This is a genomic window from Janthinobacterium sp. GMG2, assembly GCF_033949445.1.
In the GTDB taxonomy this organism is placed as follows: Bacteria; Pseudomonadota; Gammaproteobacteria; order Burkholderiales; family Burkholderiaceae_D; genus Janthinobacterium; species Janthinobacterium aestuarii.
In genome coordinates this window covers 667,615-692,569 of the sequence record NZ_JAXAWA010000003.1, presented here as the reverse complement: position 1 = coordinate 692,569, position 24,955 = coordinate 667,615, and the positions used below count along the sequence as shown (strand labels likewise).

Here is a 24,955-nt window from a genome sequence, read left to right as displayed (position 1 = left end):
ATGCTAGAATGATAATCAACTAAAACTTGCTAATCATTCTCGCTCCATGAACGATATCCGCGCCATTACCGTCTTCGTCCGCACGGCAACGCTGGGCAGTTTGCGGCGCGCGGCCATCGACCAGGGCATCTCGCCGCAGGCGGCCAGCCAATCGGTGATCCAGCTGGAAAAATCACTTGGCGTGCGCCTGTTCCACCGGACCACGCGCAAGCTGAGTTTGACGGAAGAAGGCCAGCGCCTGTTCGACAGCGTGAAACCGGCACTGGCCATACTGTCGTCGTCCCTCGACGAAGCGCGCCGGTCAAAGGACGAAGTGAACGGGATATTGCGCATCAACGCTCCCCAGTCGCTGGGGCTGTCCGTGCTTTGGCAATTTTTCGAATTATTCCACCAGTCCCATCCCAAAGTGCAGCTCGACATCCAGCTCGATGACCAGTTCACCGATCTGGTGAGCGGACGCGCCGATGTCGGCTTCCGGGGTGGGCCGCCGCCCTCGGGAGGGTCGATTGCGCGGCGGCTCGTGCCCATTCAGCTGATCGTTTGCGCATCGCCGGACTACATCGAGCGCCACGGCGCTCCTCGGACGATAGACGAACTGAGCCAGCACAGCTGCACCGGCTATCGGTGGGCAAATACAGGCAAGGTCGCCCAATGGCAGTTCCAGATCGGCGATGAAATTGTGCATCGGGACATACCGGCCGTCATTTGCGTGAACGACACCGCGATGGAGACACGGGCGGTGTTATCGGGTCTTGGCATTGGACAGCTAGGGAGTTTCGAGGCGATGCCGCATATCCGTAGCGGCCGGCTCGTGCCTTTGCTCATGCAGCATGTCAGCGAGTGCGGCGCCATCTATATCTACTATGGGCATCGGGCGGAACAGTCTCTGCGGGTGAGGACTTTTATTGATTTCATGATCGAGAAACTCGCTGACAACCGCGCATTCTTCCTCGATAGCTCGGAATTGGCCGCTTCCATCCCTCGTTGAAGGCATATCCTCCTACGCAGGTCGGGGGCTGAGAAAAATCCATTCGATGAATTGCGGCAGCACCGGCCACCGCATTCTCATCACCGATCGCCATGTCCAAATCAGATGGTGCCGGGTCGTTGAGTCTCACATAAGGCGGGATTAGAAATTATGAAAATCAATGACTTAACTAGATAAATCTCACAGAAGTCGGGACTGAATCTCAGATAAGTCGGGATTATTCAGCGAAATCCCAGATAAGTCGGGATTATTCAGATTGCGTATTTTTTTAGCAGTCTCTACCTATCGAAACTACTCCGCACCTGCTTCTTGTAATCTGAATTGAGATGAACGGATCGAGAAAGACAGGTTCGCGAAAATAGTCCATATGCTCCAAGTAATCAGTTTTGTCAATTGGTCGAGGTGACGGTAACATGAATGAAACCTTGTCGGCAGGATCGGCGCTAGATTTCATGGCTCAGAAACCGCTGCTATCGGGCGTCGCTAACTTCAAATGTTTGAATTTCCTTGAGTCGTCCGTCGCACGCCCGCATTAGCACGTCATACATGTCTGGTCGGACCAACAGATCACTGCCGCATACCGAGTGCCATTCAATGTCAGAGGCGTCGCCACGGACACGCCAGGTGCGAAGGACTACCGCCGGCTTGCCAAATTTATCATTCCAACAAAGCGGTGCCCCTTGCGACGCAGGAATCAATTTCCCGCGATGCTGCAGTATCAGTGGCGGAATGAGAAGAATAGGAGCACCCAACCAATCAATGCAGACATATTCTTTAACCAGCTGCGCGCCTCGTGAGTCAGCAAGGACTTCGGCTGCATCCGCTACATCCCACCAATCATCCGGGTACCCGCCCCTAAAAGGACTGGCATTGGTAGGCACCGTTCCAGCGAAGTCGGCGACAACAACCCCAGACCGGAAGGTTGCGCACCGATCGGCCGGTTCGTATTTGTCGCCATCAGATTGGAAATGGCATACCTCCTCCATTGCCAATCTGACCCAGCCCCCAAAAAAAGGATCATCTGTGGGCACAGTAACGGGTGAAACGACCTGATTTACGCCGTCAACGGCGGAACGCCACGCTGGTCGCGCAATCCGGCTCAAAGCGAGCGCCGTATGCAGCTGTATATCTGAGAGCATTGCGTGAAACATGAATTCCACTACTTCCTTGTCCCACTGCCCACTCGTCCATAGATGTTCGGGAAAGGCCATCATCGTTTCGTCCAAAACCGATATGAGCAATTCGCTCGACCATGGTAGAACCAGGGCAGGTGGATTGACTTTACGATGCCGGCCATTCGCCAACTCCAACCGCTCCCTCATATGATGCTTGAAGGTCTCATTGTCAGCCGCACCGACGTGCTGCATCCTCCTTGCAACAAATTCAAAGAGGTCCGGCCACAGTTTGCTAAGCTTTGGCAACAGCCGCGGGACGTCGCCGTACACGGCCAGCATCTTTCCCCGATGAGAACTTGGCGTCGAGGCGGAAACACCGCCTTTTCTGGTGACCGCCAAGGGGTGACCGAGTCGAGCAAGCAACTGCTCTGCCAACATCGACAGGGTCCACGAAGTTGAGTTGGCATAGCCGCGTAACAGGTCTTCACTGGCTTGTAGAATTGCGTCAACGTTTGCAGGTGATTCTAGGAGTACCTGCAGGATCGTCTGAACTGTCGATACAGTGCTGTCCCTGGACAGCATCCATAGGACCGGCTTTCGGAATACGTGAGCATGCGCATTTAAGAGACGTGAGAATCCTGAAATTGCAGCGATGCGTCTTGGCAGCGCTGGGGAAGCGGTTCGCACCAGGAGTAGTGTTGCGAGCGCTTCATTAACGGACCAATTGACGACCTCCTTGGCGTCGAGCGGCTCAAAGACTGTACGCGCGCGCGGAAGGGGCAGCCTGGTTTCGATAACAGCAAAAGCCTCTTTCCAGGCAGAGGCCGCAACTTCAAAATCGCCCCAACTGGCAATTTGCTCGACGAGATGCTTGGCAATGCCATTGTGTCCGCCAGAGCGTACCTTACGCGCCGTTTCATTGGCGAGCGTTGCAAAGGCCTTTTCTTTGTCAAGTTCAATGGCCCGCCGTAAAAGTTCTGTGTGATTGCGGTCACCGAAGTTGAGCCATCCCCCTCCACCGCGGGAACTGGTGAAAGCGAGCGTATAAGCCACGGTCGCCAAATCGAAGTGCCCGGCCGCATCTAGGCACTTTGCAAGATGCGCAATTGGGTGGGTACGCTGGAACGAGAAAGAAGGTGTCTCGTGCACCAGAAAATACAGCAGGCGCACGGCCTGGTCTTCCTGGCCCCTATCAACCATTTCGCTCATCGCATAGCTCATTGGCGCCGCAATAGAAGAAAACGGCTCATCGATCGTTGCCTCGCGTTCAGAGAAGCTGCGCAGGTAGGTCAAGATGTCGACAAGGCGTGTCGAAGGTGGAAACGCAGTCGACCGTGTGAACTCAGACAGGCGCTTTTGCAGCGACGGCGCAGCGCCTGAGTGCTTTTTGCTTTGTCCACCGTGCAGTGGCTTGCTTGGACCAGTCCACACTAGCCCGTTGTTGAGAGCGAAAACGTATAGGGGGAGCAAAGCGCCCTCTCGATGCTGGCAAGGGTCGTCGAACGCTTCGGCGCAAAGTCGTGTAAAACGCTCTTGGCCATATTTTGGATCATTGATGAGTATGCGCACCAAGGGAGCGAGGCGCTCTTCACTCATGTCCTTGCCATCATTCTCGTAGGCGATATCAAACAGAATCGTCTCCCATAATGCATCGACCAGGAGCGGATTAGCCGAGTCAAGAGGATGGCAAAGGATGTCTTTCATTGCCTGTTCTGCTCGCCAGTAAGGGACATCGGGACTGGCCATGTAGTCACGGCAGAGAAGCTCGATTGAACGTATCGGATCAACCTTGATCAGCGAACGAAACCAAGCGCTTGGCGCGTTCTTTGTTTCTCTTCCATCGGTGTGAAGGAGTACAGAACTTAGCAACGGTTCCAGGGCCGTCAGTGCATCCAGAGCTTCATTGGTGCTGTACTTCGACAGCACCGGTACACTATCAATAGCATCGAAGAGTGTAATGTCCTTGTGAAATCCATAACCGAGCAGGAACGTTCCAGCTTGATGCCAGTGCTCCAAAGCACGGTCCTTTTGTCCCATACAGGCGTGCAGTCTGGCCATTTGCATCCGAAATTCTGCGTGGGTACCGTAATAGGTCCCTCTGTCCTCCGCTTCCGCCAAGTGATCTTCCATTGCAACGACCACAGCATCCGCCACTGCCAAAGTGGGAGCGTGTGCGACCAGCAGCATCAGGAACGTGTAGTGCGAAATGGGTCCCCCGTCTTCCCTGTCAAGCGTCGTTGCGGTTCCTTTCCTGGCATCCGAAATGCATGCGATTGCGTTTTTGAATTCGTCCTTGGTGCGGGTGAGGCGTAGTCCACGCTCAAGACTTTCCTGAATAACTCTCTGAATCGAATACAGGTCGCAAGCGCGCGGCGTCCCTTCAAATGGTCGAGTGTCCTTGATCAACTCGGAAAATGCCCCATCGATGTCATATGGCAGACTATTCGTCGCCAGGGTTTCAGCTTGCGCAAGTGCGATGACGTAACGCAGCCAGCACCGGTACCAACCAGCTCCACGCAAGCGGCCCGCTTGGCTCGCCAGCCATGCAGAACCAGATGAAGAAAACGAAAGTAACCTTACTTGCGCAACCCAGCGCCTAACCTCAGGTGCACTGAGCACATGGTTCGTTCCACCCAAGCCGACCTCAGGCTCTGTTATGGTGCCTGCGATGCCGTTCGCGTAATGTGGCGCGGCACCTCTCTCAATACACCAGACCGCCTCTTCCGGCGACTCGGCTTGAAGTAATGCGTGCGTGGCATACTGTTGCGCTCCGGGCAGGTTTTCGGCATTGATCGCTGCATCAGCAAGGCCAAGCAGCAGGGCACATGCGACTGGTCGCGAGATCGAATATCGTGCCGGTGTTGTTGTCTCGACCCGCGCTACGATTGCTTCAACGATCGATGTGGATATCTCCTCGGCAAGGAGCGTTGCCAGGCGCCTGACAAATAGAAAAGGCACGTCCGTCCCGATCTCACAAAGGTGAGTGTATACACGGCGGACAATTCGAAACCCTTGCCCTATGCGCAGCCGGCCAAGAATTGCGGCGAGACTTAATTCGTTTTCGTCCGTTAAACCGGCGCCGGGATCGACGTCATGCCTATGCGTGTCATCTGAATCAGGAATGGGCAAGGCAAGGTACTCTCGCCAAGGAGCAGCCGCTCCCGCGCGGTCAACCAATGCACACGCCTTCAGCCCTTCGTCCCTGGCGATCGTAGGGCGACCATCGAACAAAAGCCGCTCCGCGAGGGCTTCCGGTCCATGAATTAGCAAATACGTCTGCCAGTATTCCTGCCAGTCGTTAGTGCCGTAGTCAAAGCAAGAGTTCACGGCACGGGTAAGCTCGGCAAAGCGTAGCAAGGCGGGCCAGTCGAGCGCTCTTGCGGCAACGTCACTGGCAATTTCAAGATTGCGCTCGATCGCATCGATTGGATGCCCATGCAGGACACTTTTGTGAGCAAAGCATGTCGAGACGATCCGCAGAATTTCCGCGTCCTTGCCGGCGCGCCGCAGAGCCGCGAACAAGAAGCGATAGCACCTTGCATCGGCATAGACTCCCTTCGCTGAAAGCCAAGCGATCACTGGCTCCAATACCTTTGCCAGGTTACGCCCCTTCGATTGGAGCCCTTGCAGCATAAATCGCCGAAAACTCTCGTGAAATATGCGGTACCCGTTTTGACCAGTGGCTACACTCAGAATCGGAGACAGAGCAGCTAATGCGCCTGGTACCCAGTCCTCGAGCAGCGAGCCCACAATCTCGCGCAGATCGGCCTCGGACACCGAAAAATCCAAAACACCAAACACATCTGCTATCGCCTGAGCCTCGATGCTCGAACGGCTATATAAGTATTGGTAGTATAGGGCGATGTCGCCGTTGATCTCAGGCGCCGAAGTAAGCCAAGCACCTGGATCGACAATATCTGCGGAGAGCAAGCCATCGACCAAGCCGCGGCAAAGATACCTCGCGTACAACGGATTGCCCTCCGATCGCATTGCCAGAATAAAGAAAATATCGTTGCGGCGGACATCATCAACTATTCCAGCATCCGTGAGCGCATCGTGGACGCCGAGCTTGCAGCCAAACGACGTTACTTCCTCCGCGGACCACGTCTCAATCGAGTGCTCCACGACACGGTGCTTGAATGCATCGCGCAGCGGATCGAGGTGTGGCCCCGGTTGCGAGCCAATCACCAACGTGATCGCATCTGGAAGCCTCAACGTAGCCAGCTGCTCGATGATGTCAGCCTCGTTCTCGCAAAGACTCGGGGACGCGCCTACAACGCGCGCGATGTGATCCAAGCCGTCGACGATGAGAACCACACTGTTGCCACTCACTTCAACTTGGCGGAAGAATTCTTCCAGTTCTTGTATGCCGGCCGAGAAGAGCTGGGGAAATGAAAGTGACCGTGCCCGCAAGGCGTCGCTAAGCTCGCCAAGCAGGTTTCCAAAGAAAACGTTTGTCGTGACGCGATGCTCCACCTGATCGTCACCGGGTTCAAGGAAGCAATAGTGACGCGCGACCAGGAGGCCTTGCCGGTCGAGATCCTCGGCTAATTGAGTCAGCACCCATGACTTGCCCGCTCCGGGACCGGCGAGGACCAGATGTACGCCGCCCCCAGCGATTGCGCCTTGCAATTTCGCCCGTAGTGGTAGTCGTTCTTGTAAGACCGCACGGTCCAAGGGAAACGCCTGTGCTACCCGGCCGAAATCGGTTCTCAAGGATAGGCGCCTGGCCGTTTCCGAAGGTGTAAGGGTCGCCCCGAACACCCGAGAAGTCGCAGCAATGTTAATCGCGAGAGCGGCAACGTCTTCTAGCCTTCTCTCATCGTTCGGATATCGACCAATTCCAATCTGTTTGGTAAGGATATTGAGCAGCAGAACTTCCATCGGACCCGGACGTTCAAGGTCGAGAGTGGCAGTAGGAAGCGCGATCTCAATGACGAAACATTCGCAAAAACGGCGAACCTCTTCCCGTGTGTTGCCTGCCGCACCTGATTGCGTCGCAGTAAGAGATGGGAACACCGGAGTCGAACCAAGCGGCCAAACACGGTCGATATCCAATTGAAACTTTGACGTTGGGTATCCGGGAAACGAATCAGGCGCATTCGCCGGTACGAGCAACGGCACAATCTTGTCAGACACTTCGGGTGCGCTCCATGTAGCGCAAAGTCTATATTCGTTCGCGTGACCAGCTCCTTCAGCCAGGAATGTGGCTACCAACCGGTCAATGCGCAGTGAGACGGCGTTGCTACTGAAGTCCGAAAAGGAGAGGTGTCGGTTTGCATTGTCGCTGGACTTGATCTGTCTGCGGACTCTGCACCCCGCCACGTTGACTTCAACATCGTCGAATCGATCATCCGCGACAATTTTCTTGTCCACGACTACTGACTGCTTGCCATGCACCAGACTGACCATCAACAGGTAGGCAGTGACCAAGTCCTGATATGCGTACCCGCGGTGCGCTACGCCCAAGCTGCCAATATTCGAACTGCCATTGTTCGCGGAGGAGGAAGAAGCACGCTTGGAAGGAATGGGGAACTCCAATTCTATTGTTCGAAAATGCCCACAATCTGTAGCAAAGCATGAGGCGGCGTGGGAACTGCCATGATAACGCTGTTGCTGAAAGCTTCTTCCAGCCAATCAAAACCCTTCGTCCAATATATCTGATATTGGGTGCACGAGCGCAATACGTGGAATAAGACTGGAAGGAGGTGGACGATAAGGGTTACCTAGGAGCCACCCAAGGTGGGCTCTACCGTTCCACAAGGCATTTCACCCACAGCAGAGCGCGACATTCCCCCAAGGAAGCGCGCTTCCATTTAGCCACTCTTATTCCACCGATTATTCCTCAACTGCGGACCAAGACAATCACGTAAAACCCTTTGGGCAGCTAGAAACGATGGACCGTACCACTGCCCATAGAACTGTGCGTCAGAACTGTTTTGATCAACATCGAGCAACGCAACCCACCAGTCTCCGTGTCCAATGTGTCGCGTTAGTAAGGATCCGGGGTAGATCTCACCATTTATCAGTTGGTCAAATACATCAGGTTCGATGAGAAGTCCCCGGCAAGGCATCTTCATTTCCAGCATTCTCACAAAAAGATCATATAGGTCGACGAGCTGCGATAGTCCAGATGCGCCCACATGTGAGCTTACGTGCCAAACGCCGTTTATCGTGATGTACTTCCATTCATCAAGCCCAACTACGATTGTGCATTCACCATACTCGGATTGAGAGCCAACTATGAATATGAATTCTGGGGAGGTCGACTCTAAGAACTGCAGTGCATCCAACGGACTCAATGCGACTGGCTCAGGGCAGAAGAAGACCTCTTGTTCACCATGTATGAGCCACTCTGGATTTACGCCGAAGCGCTCAGCAAACGTTCGCATGAATGTGATCGGCGGCTCACTCAATCCACCGAAAAAATTCGAAACATCCGTTATGCGTTCTGCGCCAAGTATTTCCGCCACCCGCGAAACCGATAGAAAGTCATATCGCTGACCTGCTTTGAATAGCGCCATGACATGCTGAAGACGACGCGATAACGTTCCAACGCTCTCCTCTCGGAACTCCTTGGGTGCGAATTGCTCAGTCATGAGTGCATGCTTTGCCGATTGAGCATCTAATCTAAAAAACGGAAAAAAATGCTGAGCGACCTTTGGATGCCGATCTAGCATTAGAAGAAGGTCCTCCCACGCAACTACATGTACCGAAAATTCTCCTTGCGCCAGCCGACGTTCCGATAACAATCGAACTCTCGTCTGCAAGTGTCCGTCGCGACGAGCCGTGGTCGCAAAAATGAAATGCTTTAGCCGAGGCTCAAACTCCTCCGCCCTTTTAACTTCCCTCTCGATTTCTGATAGAGCAACGCGAGATGAAGCTCCAGCCCGTACTTTGCACTGAACACCGTACAGCTCACCGGTTCCCGAATATCTCCCGAAAAAATCGACACCAAACTGCGATTGCCCAGAGACACCATTGAGTTGCGCGTTGTGATCATCCCAGACGTCTTGATACAAGGCGAGACACAGCCTCTCAAACTCGATTGATGAGGACGGGGCAGGAAGAGAGAGTTCACGGAGGTTCATCTGTTTCTCAAAAACTGGCAATGTAACAAGATCAATCGGTCCCCGACTCTATCGTCTGAAGAATCGATATACCGCTCGAATTCGCAGAAAATTTCAAGGCTTCGAGATGGGCTCCAAGGCTGGAAATAGAATTCGTCCCCACCTTAATAGCAACGAGAAAAGAACTTAGCTTCATGGTGTTGGGCTTGCTTTTCGTAAGCTCAGCTCGGCTTTCGGCTAACAACTCGAGGAGATCATCCTTATCAAGATTTGGAAAATCGATCGTAGCTACGATCGCTGAGAATGCATCGAGCGATGCAGCTAGGGCGCCAAATTGCGACTCTAGCGGCAACGTCACATCTGTTTTAGATGCACTCAGTCCGCGCTGCTGTTCACATAAGCGCGTTCGCAAGGTGCGAGAGAGTGCATCAAATGTCGACAGATTTTCCAGTTTTGCCTTCAGGTAATCGTTATGAGAATCATCAAGGTCAACAGACGTAAGTGGCATCCCCGAGTTCGAAATATTCCTCGTCAAGACTCTCAGAAAAGCAATTGATGGCTCATCTTGGTCTTTCAAATCAGTAATCAGTTTTAACCACTCCTCGGTTTCTGGCAGCATTGTCTCTGCGGCCATTGCCAAGCAATACCCTAATAGCGGGCGGGCAGCCCTGTCCAATCCAGCGGCGAGACTCAGCCAATCCTTTGCTACTTCATTGCTCTGTTCTTTGTCCAGAAGTTCTCGCTCGTGCCGGAAGTAAAGCGGAGTAGGATTTTCTGGATCAATCCTTCTCATTAGCATCAGTAGTGGTTCAAGGTTCTCAAAAGGGCGCTTCCCCTCTGGAAAAACATGGCGATACCGCCAAAGTTCAAGGATCGCGCCCCTGCAAGATGTAAACCGGTCAACCAACTCGTGCGGCTCGGCTTCCTCTACAGCAGCGATTTCGGCTGCAATATGATGTGCCATCCAGCAGCCAAGGGTGTCGCCGGCATCCTCAAGATCAAGTTCCGAGACAAGGCGCTTACCTAAGGCCAGCACCTTAAACATATGATTCGATAGTTCCGTCATGGTGAAATATCATTACTCCGGTGTAGGGATAGCTGCGATGAAACGACTCATCGCTATCTCGTTCATAGCGATATTTCTTTATTCGTCGCTCAATACGAACTTCAACAACCAAACTCATACTTGTCGCGCGCAAAATTTCCTGCATGGCGGTGATGGACGTTCGAAGAATTTTTCCCTCGTCCGTCGGACCGATATCGCGGTCCTCATCCGCATCGTTCCAAGTGGCCCATATTTCGCATCGCAGTAGTACTTCCGAAGTATGATCAGAGCGCACACGCCACGAACGTTGCTCAGTATCCGAGGTTAGGCCCAGCAGTTCGACAATATATGGCGCTGGGGACAATGCGGGATATTCAAGATCACCGGACCAGGGGTCATAACGATCTAGGCTTTTTTCTATCTGCTGACCCACAACCCAGCCCTTCAGCTTGAATTCACCGTCATCCTCTTCCGAGTCCTCTCCGAACTGGGGAATATGATGGGAATACGGGGATTTTGAGGTTTGTAGCATTCGCATCAACGAAGTTGCACGTTCCGTACTTACCAACGCAGAGCGAACTCGAACAGACTCTTCACGCCTGCCGTCGCTAGTTGTCCAACCACCAAAGACATTTAGTTCACCATCCACCTTGGTGAAGTGTGTTCTGAAATCCTTCCGCTGAACACTCCATGCCCATCCGTCTTCGTCAATGGCACTATCCAATAATGGCGAGGCAACAGGCAAGGGGTCGCGCCGGTCCGATAGCCAAAAACCATCCCGTCGTGTTAGCGAATGATTAGTCAGCCAGCCTTCGAAATTGCGCAATTCGTTCTCTTCGTCAACGTGCAACGATCTAGTATCGAGAAGCTTACCCGCGACTGTCATCAGTGCGTGGAACGACAAATAATAGCTTAGATTGTCGCTGTGTCCGCCGTCGCCACGGTAGTATCCATTTCGTCGCTCAAAAAACTTGCGCTTACCACGTTCATCCCGGTCCCAATGACCATTTTCAGTCAGGCCCCAGTCATCCCAAATGACGTCCTCAATCATCGAAATCGTCTCGGTTTCGTTCATAGCGAAGTGCTCGCCAAGATTCGTAGGCTCATACTTCTTAAATTCGTATCCAAGCATAAATCTTTTCTCTACGTCTCCCGATTTTTTCGCTTTGGAATTCGCCCTGCGCCGATCGTGAAAATTAGATACAACCACGGCTTGCTTAGACTGGTTAATATCCCGGAGTGCACTCTGCACGGGTGCCCCGAGATCACTAGAAGCGCCAATGCTTACGCGTAGTGCTGCACGCGCGGCAAACTGGCGAATAAGAACATGCGGCTCGCCATGAAGAGCGACCTCGACAAACCTACCCAGATATGGAACAAGTACCTCGACGTGATCAAGGGATGATCGGTCCAATGCGATGTACAGCCACAACAGCGCATGAAGACGATAGAAATATAGCCTACTGTCAGTGAAAGGGACGCCAATTCCACTACTGCTCAGTGCAAGAAGTTCATCAATCACTTCACTGCATCCGAATTGGCACATCGATCGAACTACATGGGCAGCCTCCCAGCGTTGGGCGGCCTCAGGTGCAGCTAGAGCCGCCCAGACGTAACCAGCGAACGCCTTTTCAAGCGAATCTGGGGGAAGTAGTGCTATGGACCACTTGCCATCGCCATCGCTCTCCCGCATTTCGGTCTCAAGCAAGGTCAAGCCGAAAGAAAGCACATTTTCGGCAGACTCTACATCGAGCCGAAGCGCGAGGAAGCTCACCAATCGAAATAATTCACCTGCATCAAGAGCTGTAGTGGAAACACTAATCGCATCAATCAATATTTCTACAACTTCTGCCTTGGTCATGCCGCAAAGGCTGAAAATTCGGTCAAACGAGAGATAATTGAAATACTCATCAGGAAAGAAAGATGCCCAATTTTGCCGAATAGTCTGTTCCAACAATTCTTTGATCGCCGCCTTTACCGCTACCCGAGCAAGCCAAGTGGAAGGGACTTGATTCAACGCGCTACTGATCTTGTACTTCGAAAGCCCCACCCCCATGGAAAGCGCACGAACGAAATCGCTTTCCCGCCCTAGAGGTACACGAATGATCGCCTCGCGAAAGAATGCGTCCAAGTCGTGGCTGTTCTCCAGGCCACGGTAACGGAGGTAGGCTTCCGCAATGTGCTCCGCATTATCGATCCGTAGGCCGTTGAACGGTATCTCCCAGTCGATTTTCTGGTCGCGAGAAGTCGAAGTGGAGTCAGTATCGGCGCCAGAAATTTTCCGACTCCCCTCCCGATGTGCACTCTCGGTGATTAAGTCCTCAATTTGGGAAAGAATGATCCCGTGACTTTGTGCTATCTCCTTGAACTGAACCCATTCACTTTTCGACCTCCGTTCAAGCCTCATACGGTCATAGAGAAATTGAGTCGCCATTCTCTTCTGTAGACTTGGCGTGAGTATATTCAATATGGCAGCCAGCAGTTCGGCATACTTCCATTCGCTTTGGAAGTCTGTTATGGCAAGCGCCATCCACGGATTGAGCTTCCCCTGGCTAAGCAACCAATGCACGTGAATTGCTAGCAATCGCGTCCGTTCCCCAAAATGCCGGTCTCGCCATCGACTAAGTATAGTCACACCGGATGTCACGCAAAGTCCAAAGAGACTTTCAGCAGTACGCTGCCAGTTAAAATGCTTATCACGATCGACATGATCGTAGATGAGCTCAGCGCCTCGCGAAAATTGATAGGCTAGCTCTGGCCTCGGCCTGCTCAGGTCTTTCGCTGCACAAGCTAGAGTAGAAAGCGCCTCCCATCTAACTACATTTTCATCACCAATTTTGCCCGCAGCTTCGATGCTGGTCTTGAAATATTCGTTTGCTTCGTCCTCGCTAACCGACAATATTGCTCGCGCCAATAACGAAAAGGCTTCAGCGGAGGCCGCTGCATCTGCGCGCTCGCTCACTAGTTCGTGAAATATCTTCGGGGCTTGTTCGAGTGCATATGCGACGGAGCCTTCATTCCGCGCAGCGAGCCATACAATTTTCGTTTGCGTTTGTGTTCCGATCCGTTGGCGGAGGGACGACTTCCAGGATCCAAACTCATCCCAAAAGTTGGGTCCAGCCGCATTTGCCACCAAAATATCGCTCCAACAAAGCGCGATCTCGTCAACCACTGGCAAGTATTCACGATAGCTTGTCCCTTCTGCTTTACGGGAAAGGTCCAGCGCTTGTCGAATCTCAATTTCAAGGGTCTCGTTGGATATATTTCCGAGACGCACCTTGGCCCAGAGCTGGCACCATGGCCAAAGTGAGCCTACCTCTTCGTAGAACTCTCGCACACTTTGCGACGACTCCTTCTTGGCCCCGCCTTCAATTTCTTTACGAAGCCGTGATGGAGCCAGATCAAGCAGAGGAATGGGTTTCTGCTCAAACTGCTCAAGAACAGCATAGCCGCGCAACAAACTCAAGCGTTGACCGCCATAACGAGAAGTAACGCCGTACGTTGGCGCGACGGGACAAGTTTTCCTCAGGATCGCGCAAAGAACATCTGCAGATTCAGGATCATGACGATAGCCCGTAATTGCAAGCGCTACGGCGGCATCTTCAGCCGCAGAATTTTGACGAAAACCGTCCGATTCCCGATACTTCAAGTACGATCGTCGACTTATCCGGATAGCGTGTCGAATCGAACTAGGCGGTGGAAGCCGGTGCGATTCGAAAAGGACGCTGACAACAGCAAAGTTAAGCATCGAATCGCATTCTGCCCTCCCTGCCAATTCATATAGATCTGAGAATCTCCCTTGATCAGCAAGACGTTTCGCAACCAAGCCTCCAGCACGGAAAGCGACGCTGCGAGGCTGCCATCTTGATAGCTCCTGGATGCACTTTTTAGGTCCGTGAATATTGAACTGTGCGAGCGCGAGCTCGGCAACGAACCCATCTTCAATCGTGATAGCTTTGCGCTCCTTCTTGGGTTGGCTCATCCAATAGTTCAACCACTCATGCGCTACGCGCAAGCGACTTCTCGCATCAGCGTGAAGTTCGCGCCGGCCGGAAAGAAAGCAGGCTTCATAAGCGTAATGGGCACCTGTCCATTTCTCGCTAAATGCTCTTCGCGATACCAATTCCAACATTCGATCTGCGCTGACGAATCTCGCTGCCAAGTCGGTGTTTACCTGAATCAGAGTTTGCTGTCGGTTGTCGGCGGCGGACTCACCGCCCGCCTTCAAAGCGATCTTCGTTGCGTCGGTGAACCGCTTCGTGCGAAGGCAAGCTTTCAATGCAAATTGGAGGCGTTGCATTTCAAGATCGCGCCGCTCGATTGGATTCCCTATTGGCAATCCATTTGAGGAAAGCGCCAGTTGAACCAGTGCATCGACTTCCCCTGCCTCGAACATTAGTTGAGGAAGTACAGCAGCCACATAAACGCTTCGATCAGCCAGCGGCATCAATGTGTGCAAGTATTGCGTTAATGAAGTTCCAACGGGTCGATAACGCTCACGAAACCAGCTCTCAGTAGGTTCATCTCGGAATTGAAGTAAATCCCCTTTCAGCAATAGTGGGCGCCCAAGATCTGTTACAAAACTGCGCACCGTTGACTCCGAAACCTCTGCCAATTTTGCGATAACGTCGAGTGGGATCAATGGACGCAGGACAGCCATCGCCCGCGCGATTCGGTCAACTTGGTGCTGCCCCAACTCACCAGCGTCATCTTTTACCTTTGACATCGCCGCGACCAACAACGCGCCAATCATGTCGTCAACGCTAGTTGGATTCGGGCCTAAGGACCTTAATATTTCTGGAAGCTCCGTGCGACTGGCAAGCGCCGCAGCTTGTACCCGAGGATTTTGTGAACTCAGTCTGTGAAATTCCTCAACGTCGTGGTCATTTGCCTTGGGAAAAACACTCCGTAGATTCGCCGCTGTTTCCAAATTGGTGAACGTCGCGAGGTCGAGCAACTGAAAGTTAGGTGGCGGAGACAGCATCTCCACTCGATAGGGTCTGCTCAAGAGCACCAGGCGGACCCCATCCGGCATCCGCTCGCGAAGCAAGTCGCGAGCAAAGGACTTTCCATCGCCGCTTTCACGCGCCGCCATTTCCGCATTGTCTGCAGCATCAATGATGACGCAAAGTAGAGCCTCATCATGCTTCGATCGCATGACCTGTACGGCCTGCGAAAGTCTCGCCAAAAACGCCTTGCTGTACGCGGCCGGGTCCGCGTGCGCGCTCGGAATCAGCACATCGCAAAGCGATGCGCTCGCCAATTCATTGGCGACTTGAACTAGGGCGTCCTTATGCCTGTGCCGGTATCCACTTGGTGACCGATACTCGCCATTTCCAAAGCAGTCGTAAACGACAGCACGTGAGCCCTCAGGAAAATGATCCAACAAGCGCATTGCTAAGATAGATTTTCCAACACCACCGTCCGCTTGAATCACGGTGGGCCCCTCGCCATGACTGAGAATTTTCTGAACTAATTCCGACTCCTGAATTCGTACAACTACTCCTGCGGGAACCTCTATAAGACATTTCGCAGGAAAGAGCGCTTCGCCGCTAGTTCCCAGCGCCTTCAGTACGTCGTACTTCGTTATTTGCCGCTCCAACGCGTACTCTGATGTCGCCTTCCTCGTGACCATTTCCTTCAACTGCAAGGGAGCTTCAACATCAGCCCCTGGCAAATATTGCTGGACACCTTGTACGAGCAACTCACGTTGCTGCAAGTACCCAAGATGTCCGCCTTCGAGTTTGAGCAGCCTACAAAAGTCGGCCAGGGATCGACCATCAAGTCCCGTATATTGAACGAGCAATTCAAAACCCTTGAGATTACGGGGCGGCCTCAACTCAGCAGCATCGGAGATAATTTCTCGAAGAGCTATGCCAATTGGTCGATTTGAAATGAACAGCAGCTCCAGCCGCTCGAAGATATTCGAAGCAGGGGCCGTTTCCAGCAGCGCTTGGAAGCGCGTCGAGAAGCCCTCAAGCGTGCTCTTGAGTCCACTAATAGTCCAGTCCTCATTCGCATGCAAAGTGGAATGCTTCAACTGTACATATCGGATGAGCTTCGCGGCTACCAGACTTTGACTACCGTAATACTCACCCACATCGACAACCTGATCACCCGCATCAATTTCTTCACCTGCAGGCTGCTCATGCGACGAGGGACCCTCAATCGAAATTGCGACCAGTTCGGCATTCTCTGGCAACAACTTAAGGCACAACTGCGCAGCCCATAAGTAGTGGAATTGATCTCCGTCCCTGGTTGCTCTTACTCGATCGCTTGCTGTCATTGGCCTCGGATACCTACGTCAAATTACCTGCACGACCACCAACGTCGTGCCGTTTCAAAAAATGTCACCCAATATAGTCCGCAAATATCATTTATTCAACTCAACGCGCGGTATGAAGCTAAAAATGGGCATGTCGCTGCGCGCAGATCTCAACTCGTCCTCAACAGGTCGAGAGGACGCTCAAGTTAAGCTCAGGCGTGGTTACCCGTTACCCATCTCAAGGTCACGTAGGCGGCCATAAATGGCTACCTTGTGCCCAGTAAGCGGGGCTACGTTTGGGTCGATATGCCAATCCACCATAGTTACTTCAGCGGCGGATACAGAATGCGCCCACAATAGGTCTGCGGTCACGATGGGATCCTCTTCCACAAATTCGTGGCCATCCGCTAATCTTGCGACAAGCATGTTATCAGCAAGGAGTACAGTGGCTTTCATTTCCTCAAACCTTTCACGGATACTTACAGCGACTCGTTCTTTACCATCACAATACCTTGCTCGCGCTTGACAGAGACAACAAGCTGTGCTGGCCGAACGCTCGGTATGCAGCGCAGTGTCGCCAGACTCACACCCAACGAAGCACCTCCAAATCTGGAGCGTTTCAATGCCGCTCTTGTCACTTTTACTTCAGCTAAATGGCCACTTTTTCCAAACTTTTTAGGCGGTCTTGACCCAATGGCTTGGACTCGTCTTCCATGCCCATGGAAAGCGCTGTCCAACGTAAATAACGCAAGAAAATCCAGCGAGTTTCTGCCCTTGCATGCTTCAACGAGAAAACTAACCACCCCATCCCAAAGGTCCAAGCCACAGAGATTCCGATCAAAATTGAAAGCCTTTCGAAGCTCATGATGGCGAGTGTGATCATTGATCCGACTTTTGCATTCACGAGATAGACCACTATGCCTAACAACAGCAAGGCAATTGGGTGCCGAAAGTACGCGACACCTGTTGGCGGCAGGTCCTTTTCAATGAGTTCAATAAATGAAATACATGATTCTATTTGGGCTTTCGACGGCTTTTCAGTGGCAAAGATCTTGTCCTGGAACCACTTGAGCCGCAGCAAGGAAGAATGAAGGTAGCTCGGCTGAGCAGTACCCGTCCCAGTGATACCGACCGAACTATAGTCTTCTGGAAGGCCCATCTTTAAGCATTTATTGACGATGGGGCGGACACAGACGTACATCACCACTCCCTGAATGAATGGATTTAGCCATGCGAATCTCCAGTCAAGATAAAGTAGCGTAAAGAGGATAATGGGCGGCACTACGGTGGTGATCCATAGTAAATAGTTATACCAATGCAGAGCCGGTGGAACAAAAGCCGCTTTCAAAGTGCGATAACCTACGCAATTTTGGTATGCATGGTAGAGCCGACCATGCAATCTAACAACATCGAGGGCGTGGTATTTGCCCGATCCAACTGGATTTTTCTCGTGGGTGTTTTCGTTCATTGTCACGCCTTTAAAGGATTGCAACCATAGGGGAACATAACGCAATATTTTTATAACATCGCCTGAAAATGCTATATCGCTAACCCGCCAAGGAGAAGCACATGAGCCTATGCACTGGATTCTCGATCGAGAATCCAGTGCATCTGAAGATCGCCAACGCTTTCGAAGTATGCCTAGTGGACCAAGACTTGCTGCCGATTTTTGTAGACTTTTACCTATAGCGTGCGGCGCAAAATGCATGGTCAGCATAGTAAGGCAACGGCGCATAACCCAGACAAGTGCACAGGACTAGGGAAGACAGCATTTCTTGTACTTGAGCCCGCTGCCGCAGTAACATAGATCGTTCCGGCCGAGTTTCATGCAGTTGAGTTCACGTACATATTGGGGAAGAGCATCGCGCACTTTCAATACCGGCTTCATGTCTGCTGTGAGTCTCTCCATTTCATCGCAGGCTTCCCACGGGGAGTCTAACGTGACGCCAAACTGGACTTTTCCAGCCGGGCTCACAGAAACTCCAAACCACTGCGTTGCGCGTTGCTGGTACTTCCGTTTGGCACAGTGGGTCTCCAACACGGAAATCGCTTCGGGAGATGGCATTGGATTGCAATGGAAGCACACCCCTCCAGGGTGCGTGCTTGATGCGAGCGTAGCATCGTGTCGCTTACCGTCGATTTTCGTTTGCCGTGCTATGGTCTCCAGTATGTGATGGACGCTCCTGCACGAATCTTCGTTCATCGAAAGCAAGTGGAACCCAAGCTCGAGAGTGGCCGGGTCCGCCCTAACCTCGATCTCTTTGATAAGACTTTCGAAGCGGGTTCCGCGCATCTTCGTGAGGATTCCCACCGGTGTAGCGTCGCCAGGTTGGTTATCCCTGCGGACCAGCATCGCCGTGTCCAGGTCTTGAGCGATAGAGTCCTCAAGCATGACACTATCGTACTTCTCATCCAGCCAGAGGTTCTGCTTCAGATGGTAGCCGAGCACAGTCAACTCGTGCCCGCTCATCAGCTTGCCCCAGACGGCCACGCGCAACTTCACGTAGCCCAACAGTCGCAAAGGCGTCGCCAACATCTCTGTCAACGTGTCGAGAAAGAACACGTCCATCACGAACGGAGGCCGAATGACATCGGTGATCTGGAATTTCAGCGACTGGCTTGCCTGAAAGGCCAGCGCTGGATAGTGTTCAGACACGAGACTGACCAAGAAAACTTCTTTGATGCTCGGTGGCAGCTCGACTTCTTTCTCGTTGTCGTCTACCAGCCGACATGCGCCGGCAAGCATCTCGTTTGCGCACGTCCAGCCTTGGTCGTAGGAGTCTTGGATGGCGGCAGCGAAGTCAGCCTTTAGCTGGTTATCGTTCCCCTTACGCGCTGCGATGGTCAGCTTCTTCGCCTTCGCTTGCACAATAATGAGCCGGTCTCCGTAGATGACAAGAACATCCGCTTCACCCACAATGTCTTTGCCGCGATGCAGGTTCACATTCGTATGGACATGTTCACGGCCGAAAACCCCGGTCAGGCAGCGCGCAGCGAATTGTTCGGTGAAGGCGCCGCGATGCCTGGCGGCTGTCTGACGGTAGGGTTTGTCGTCCCACATCCAAAAGAACGGAGACTCGTACAGGGCCTCACATATGGCGTAGTGCGAGAAAAGGAGCACAGTCCCGCGGTCGGTAGGGAGCAGAGGCCGAGCGGCGACTTCATTGAAGTCACCCACTTCCTTGAACGCCGAGTTGTCCCCCGCAAAGAGGAACGCACGGAAGAAGGCTTCGACCACCTCCGTCACAACACCGCTATGAATCGCCACTTCATCTGGCACAAACTCAAATGCGGGCAGCCAAGTTGTGGGAGGCACGTTCGCAGTTCGGGCGTCCACGAAGAGTCGCGTCCCCTTCTCGTCCATCAAAGCGCACATAGTCTTCGCGATGGTCCGCGCCTGACCTGAGGTGAAACCTTTAGACTTGAACATCCAATCATCATCGGCCGCGTACTTCTCGGGCACAAGGTCCCTGTACTGGAAGGCATAAGCTGACTCGGTGCCATAGAAAATTGGTTCACGCATTCCCGATCCGTGCCACGGATCTGGTGGCGTAGCACCGTTCTTCACTGCTTCGAACATTGCGGCAAACGTCGGGTAAGACATCGCATCGTGAAGCTCTCGCATGAGGGAATCAGTCCGATTGACGTAGTCCTCAACCACTTCAATCCGCTGCGGAGAAAAATCCAACGGTTTCTTTACCATCAAGCCTATTAACGTCGTCAATTCCGTCCGAATAAGTCGCGCTCTACTGAACAACGGTTCCATGTCGGACGGCTTCAATTTGCCCTTGATATGAATGACGTTGTCCCGATGAGAGATGTGCGCGACCGCATGAACGTATCCAGGCGATGCAGTTAGCTCGGCTAAGTCCTCAAGAATTTGGGATTCTTCCCGCGGTTGCTTCATGGCTCCACCTTTTAAGTTCGCAAGCGTAGTTTCCGAGGATCGTTGCGCTGATTGTCCGCTTCAATTAGCCAGTTGCGAGGAGCACCGGAGTGACCAAACAATCGACTGTCTGCGCACAGACATGGTCCATTGAACTACAGGTTCCGATTCAAGGTGGCCTTAAACTGCAGAACGGCGACTGGCAGCCGACAACTGCACATTTTGATAATAGCGACCGCTGATTCCGGTCTATAGTGGCCGCAGCGCATTTGTTGATGTTACGCGTTCAAATTGTAACGGCTACGGTCAAGATAGGTCTCGCTGTGGTCGGCGCTTACCCAGGCGCCCAAGGCCAGACTCCTCACCTCGCGCCGGTCGATACCGTGCGGTATGCACACAAGCCTCGACACGAGCCGCAAAAATTGTTGCCATAAGGAATTATATGAAATTATGCCACAGCTACAATTCTCGTCCTGCTAGGGTCAAGGCTCGCGTACTTTTAAACCGCTAATTCAACATTAAAATCTGGCCGAAAGTCTCCGTTCTCCGGCTCGCCGTCCTTACGAATGTACCCGTATGGATTGCACACGACCCGGCAGCGTCCGATGCGGTAGTCAGACGAGGTGTGCATGTGGCCGTGAACCCATACGTCGGCTTTACTGACCAGGTCATCCAGGTTCGAGGCAAATGCCGCGGAAAGCAAGTCGCCGGAATATTGGGGCGCGACAGATGCCTTGGACGGCGCCATGTGCGTCATCACTACGGTCGGCCCTTCAAACGGCTGTTCTAGCTTCTCGGCGAGCCATGTTCTCTCCTCCCTATGAAAGCGTACGGTATCCATCGGTCTGAGCTTACGGTAACGCTCCTTCGCTAACCTGATCGAACGATAATCGGTCATGAGCATGGCAGCCGCGTTCATACATTCCTGACGCAAATCCTCCCCAAACAGCGCAAAATCTGTCCAGAGAGTGGCGCCAAAAAATCGAACCCCCATATGTCGGAATTCGGCTTGATGTAAATAGTGGACGTTAGGAGTCGTTGCGCACGCCGCAGAAATCTTTTTAATGACGCTGTCGATTTTCCCCCCGTATCCTTCATGGTTACCGTGCACGTAGAGAACAGGCAAATCCGCGAACACGTTGGCGGCCCATGCTACGACGCCAACCGCATCGGTATCGATGTCTCCAGCAAGAAGGACGATATCAGGCGTCGCGATACTTAAATCGAACACTGGTTTTTGCGACCGTCGAAATTCCAGGTGCAAATCCGAAAGGATGAGAAGGCGTAATGTCGAAGGGTTTTTGATCATAATCAGGTTCCGTTAGGAGCTGAGGTTTTGAACTCCACCGGCGGCGGCGGATCCGCCCCACGTCAATCGAACGATTTCTCCCGAATCGACCCCACGCCAAACACCGTCTGGGTATCGAATCGATTCGTGATGGTGACCATGAAAAACTTTCCTCACCAAGGGAGGTCGCAACAGCGCCTCTCTCAAATTCAGCGTTTCGTGACCATACCGCGTTCTACCAAAATAGTTTTCCTGCTGTCATTCGATCGAACAATCGGATCTTGCGCCGCCCGCCCTCACGTATCGAAGAAATCGCGCCCCTCACTTCCAAATTCGGAAGGGTATGTCGCCCTTTTTGCGTCAGAAATACCGCCTGTCTGGCGGTGACGTATTGACTTCTGAAAGCTTGAACCCTTATGAATTCGTCCTGTGCAATACAGCGCCTCAGACCAAGATCAATCACATTCACTAATTGAGTTTCGATCCAATTGGAGCGGAACTCTTGTAACGTCTCACCCGACATTTTAGCTGCGACAACGATATCAATAATATTTGGATCTAGGAATTTCGCTTTATATGCGGCGTAAGATTTTTGGCATACCCGCACTTCCCGTCCAGGCACGACGACGCGTTCCAAACATCCCGAGCGCACAATCTTGGCAACGTCGGTGTGCGGAATTGAAAGATCTTCGCCGATTTCCGAAATGGAGATGGATGGTTGAGCTGCATCGAGCCGCTTCGCCATGTTCACAAACCGCGTCACTCCACTGAACGGTACGGACTTGCCAGCGGCGAGCACGCGCAAATGTACATGGGCCAGATCATTGCGGTCAAAGAGGTACATCAGAAGCCCGTTGATCGTCGGCCCTGCTACGGGCTTGACGTCTGCAGCGAACAACTTTGTAGAAAACTTCATCGGTTCAATACCCATCGCCCGCGCAATCGAACTTGCAAAAACAAACATTGCATCGAAGTTAGAAATTTCGTCGCGTTCAAAGATCAGCGGACTCGTTCCTCGTCGCCCAGGCACCGCTTTGATGTGCCCAAGCCTTGATGCGCTTCGGACGACGTCCTTGTGAACACCGAGCATTTTTGCCGCCTGCGATAAAGAAATAAACCCTGAAGGGATGTTGTGTTGTCGGTCGACTAAAGGCACATGGAGGCGAAAGGTGGTCAGGCCCGCACTGAGACTGTAGCCGATCACAGAAGCTGGCAAGTTCAAACCCGTCTGAATTAGTTCGTCAAGCGGCCTGGTCAGCGCTCGCACTGGCATAATCGCGTCCCTTTCAGGACGATATAGATCGATCAGCAGCCGATTAATATGGGCACGTGAAACTACTAGTCCGCGATCTTCAGCGTTGAACGGAGCGTCGCTCAGCAATCCAAGGTAGCCGAGCCTCGCGATAACGCGGTGCGAATTCAACCCCAATGCGTGGCAAGCGTCGCGGCGGTTCAGGTATCCAGAAATCTTTTCTTCACGAAGATTGGTGAGACGCATGCCGTCAAGTATCCGTAATGCGCTGATGGCTGCGTCGTGCAATGCACCTGCGGAACGCAAAAACGGTACGAGCAACAAGCGAGGATGCTCCATGGTTGAACGGCCTTTGACATACTCGGCCAGCCAAAGGACAAAATATTCCCTGGCTGCCAGCGCAGGCGAAGTGTATTGCGCGATAGTGCTCGAATTTCGCTCCGCGTCACAACAAAATGCTTCACGACAGGCGCCGAAGACATCCGCTGCAACGGCAAGTTCGTCTTGCTTCTGCTCTGCGACCAAAAGGTGGAGTTTTTTTGCGCTGGCAATATCGCCTGAGCTAGTCTTAGCACATGACAAGTCAGCCCCACAGGAACATAGATGAGGGGCCGAGCGATGATAGGTTAGAGGTAGATCGCACGCATCGCACGACCGCATTAGCTGCACGCCATGAATGTGGCAAGTGGTATAGCAATCGAGGGTCCATATCTGCCGAATGTGGGGAGATACTTTCAGACATTCTGGGCAGACGGCTGAGCAGTCCTCCCGAAATGCCGCCGGTGGAAGATCTATTCCTTCAGCAAAGCGATAACGTTTAGGATAAACACGCCTTGCCATGCATAACTCAACGAGCCCATCCGGAACCTCAAGTCCGAATAGCGAAAGCAAGTCGAAATGTTCCAGCATACGCGCGAGACTGACGCCTGAGCCGACGCCACCGCCCAACCCGCGAATGAACGCATTCGGGCTTGACCAACCGTTTCTAAATGCCACGCGCAAGATAAAACCAGCAGCGGACTCGTCGGAGAACGCGAAAGGCAGGACTGGGAGCTTCATTTTTGCACCCGTAGCTTGGACAGCACAGAGTCCTTCAATTCATAGTTCAACATTTCAAAGGGGTTCTTGGTGGACTGCGCTACATCGATTGTAACCCCCGAATCGAACGCCGCCGCCAGATCACCGACCGTAATGGACGTGCGCTGGCCGTTTAATGCGGAAAGTACCGCCTTTTGCAAGAGAAGAGTAATGAAGGAGGGGCGACCAGAAGTTGCAGCCCACACTTGCTCTACAAGCTTATGTGAGCCAAAGTCCGGCATCGCAATCGATCCCAGTGATAGAGAATATTGGGCTGCTAGATGTTGTAAGAAGCCAGCGAGTTCCCCCGGGTGATCTGAGGTACCGCAGCTCAGGTCTCGGAGATGGTGGCGATGTGAAAAACGTCTCGACATCTGGCCATCGCCGCATTGCAGGATTGATTCACACGACGGCGTTCCGACGAGACATATCATTACCTTGGCCTTATTCATGAGTGATTTCAGCCAGTCACAGACCTCTTCGGCTTTTCCCTGCACTTTTCCTTTTGTCCTTAGAAGATGATGTAGCTCGTCCAAAATAATGACGCGTGTTCTACATTCGACCAGTAATTTGCAAAGGCGTTTCGTCATTGCAGATGCGGACCCTATACCAGGTGAGGGATCGCCGAGCTCGTCTAACATACTCGATGCAAGCGCCTTAATTCCGCATGGTGAAGGCACTGATGTATAAAATGCGGGCACGGTATTGATATGCGCGTCATCGGTAGAGACCATTACCGGAGGATACCGTTTTAGAATGAATTGGCAGATGGTTGTTTTCCCCGCACCGCCCATACCCGTCAACAGGGCGCCTTTTGGCTCTAAGCTGTGTCTCGACCACGAGATACATTCGGTAATGCCGTTAATCGCCTCCACCAAACTCTGATGGGTGACGTAGATATTGTCGAGAGCTGCTACTTTCGAGTGATAGGGATTCTCGAATTGATTCGGCAAGTTCATGTCTATATTC

General features: G+C 52.7%; 10 protein-coding genes. 1 reads left to right on the top strand and 9 read right to left on the bottom strand.

The genetic code is table 11. The annotated features are described in order from the left end of the window. Positions 1-46 precede the first annotated feature (46 nt). Entirely contained in the window at positions 47-988 is a 942-nt protein-coding gene (locus SKZ59_RS15145) for a LysR family transcriptional regulator (protein WP_072457018.1), read from the top strand. A gap of 470 nt (positions 989-1,458) precedes the next feature. Here the strand turns inward: SKZ59_RS15145 and SKZ59_RS15140 are convergent, their stop codons facing one another. From SKZ59_RS15140 to SKZ59_RS15100, 9 genes are all read right to left on the bottom strand, one after another. Then, a complete protein-coding gene (locus SKZ59_RS15140) occupies positions 1,459-7,536 on the bottom strand; it encodes an ATP-binding protein (RefSeq protein ID WP_319992196.1) in 6,078 nt (2,025 codons plus the stop codon). Between the two features lie 383 nt (positions 7,537-7,919). Next, a complete protein-coding gene (locus SKZ59_RS15135; protein WP_319992195.1) occupies positions 7,920-9,194 on the bottom strand; it encodes a hypothetical protein in 1,275 nt (424 codons plus the stop codon). 31 nt (positions 9,195-9,225) lie between these two features. Next, positions 9,226-10,239 (bottom strand): hypothetical protein, encoded by a 1,014-nt coding sequence (locus SKZ59_RS15130; RefSeq protein WP_319992194.1) that lies wholly within the window; start codon positions 10,237-10,239, stop codon positions 9,226-9,228. Then, positions 10,211-16,504, bottom strand: coding sequence for a hypothetical protein (locus SKZ59_RS15125; RefSeq protein ID WP_319992193.1), 6,294 nt, complete (start codon positions 16,502-16,504; stop codon positions 10,211-10,213). The genes SKZ59_RS15130 and SKZ59_RS15125 overlap by 29 nt, the downstream gene beginning before the upstream one ends. 628 nt (positions 16,505-17,132) lie before the next feature. After that, on the bottom strand, positions 17,133-17,951 hold the full coding sequence (locus SKZ59_RS15120) for a hypothetical protein (RefSeq protein ID WP_319992192.1): 819 nt from the start codon (positions 17,949-17,951) through the stop codon (positions 17,133-17,135). Between the two features lie 288 nt (positions 17,952-18,239). Continuing rightward, the gene (locus tag SKZ59_RS15115) at positions 18,240-20,390 is read right to left on the bottom strand and encodes an SEC-C domain-containing protein (RefSeq protein ID WP_319992191.1); all 2,151 of its coding nucleotides are present in this window, start codon (positions 20,388-20,390) and stop codon (positions 18,240-18,242) included. 478 nt (positions 20,391-20,868) lie between these two features. Continuing rightward, on the bottom strand, positions 20,869-21,678 hold the full coding sequence (locus SKZ59_RS15110) for a metallophosphoesterase (protein WP_319992190.1): 810 nt from the start codon (positions 21,676-21,678) through the stop codon (positions 20,869-20,871). 214 nt (positions 21,679-21,892) lie between these two features. Continuing rightward, positions 21,893-23,968, bottom strand: a complete 2,076-nt coding sequence (locus tag SKZ59_RS15105; RefSeq protein ID WP_319992189.1) for a TniQ family protein — start codon at positions 23,966-23,968, stop codon at positions 21,893-21,895. After that, positions 23,965-24,945, bottom strand: a complete 981-nt coding sequence (locus SKZ59_RS15100; protein WP_319992188.1) for a TniB family NTP-binding protein — start codon at positions 24,943-24,945, stop codon at positions 23,965-23,967. Before SKZ59_RS15100 ends, SKZ59_RS15105 begins: the two co-directional genes overlap by 4 nt. Between the last annotated feature and the right edge of the window lie 10 nt (positions 24,946-24,955).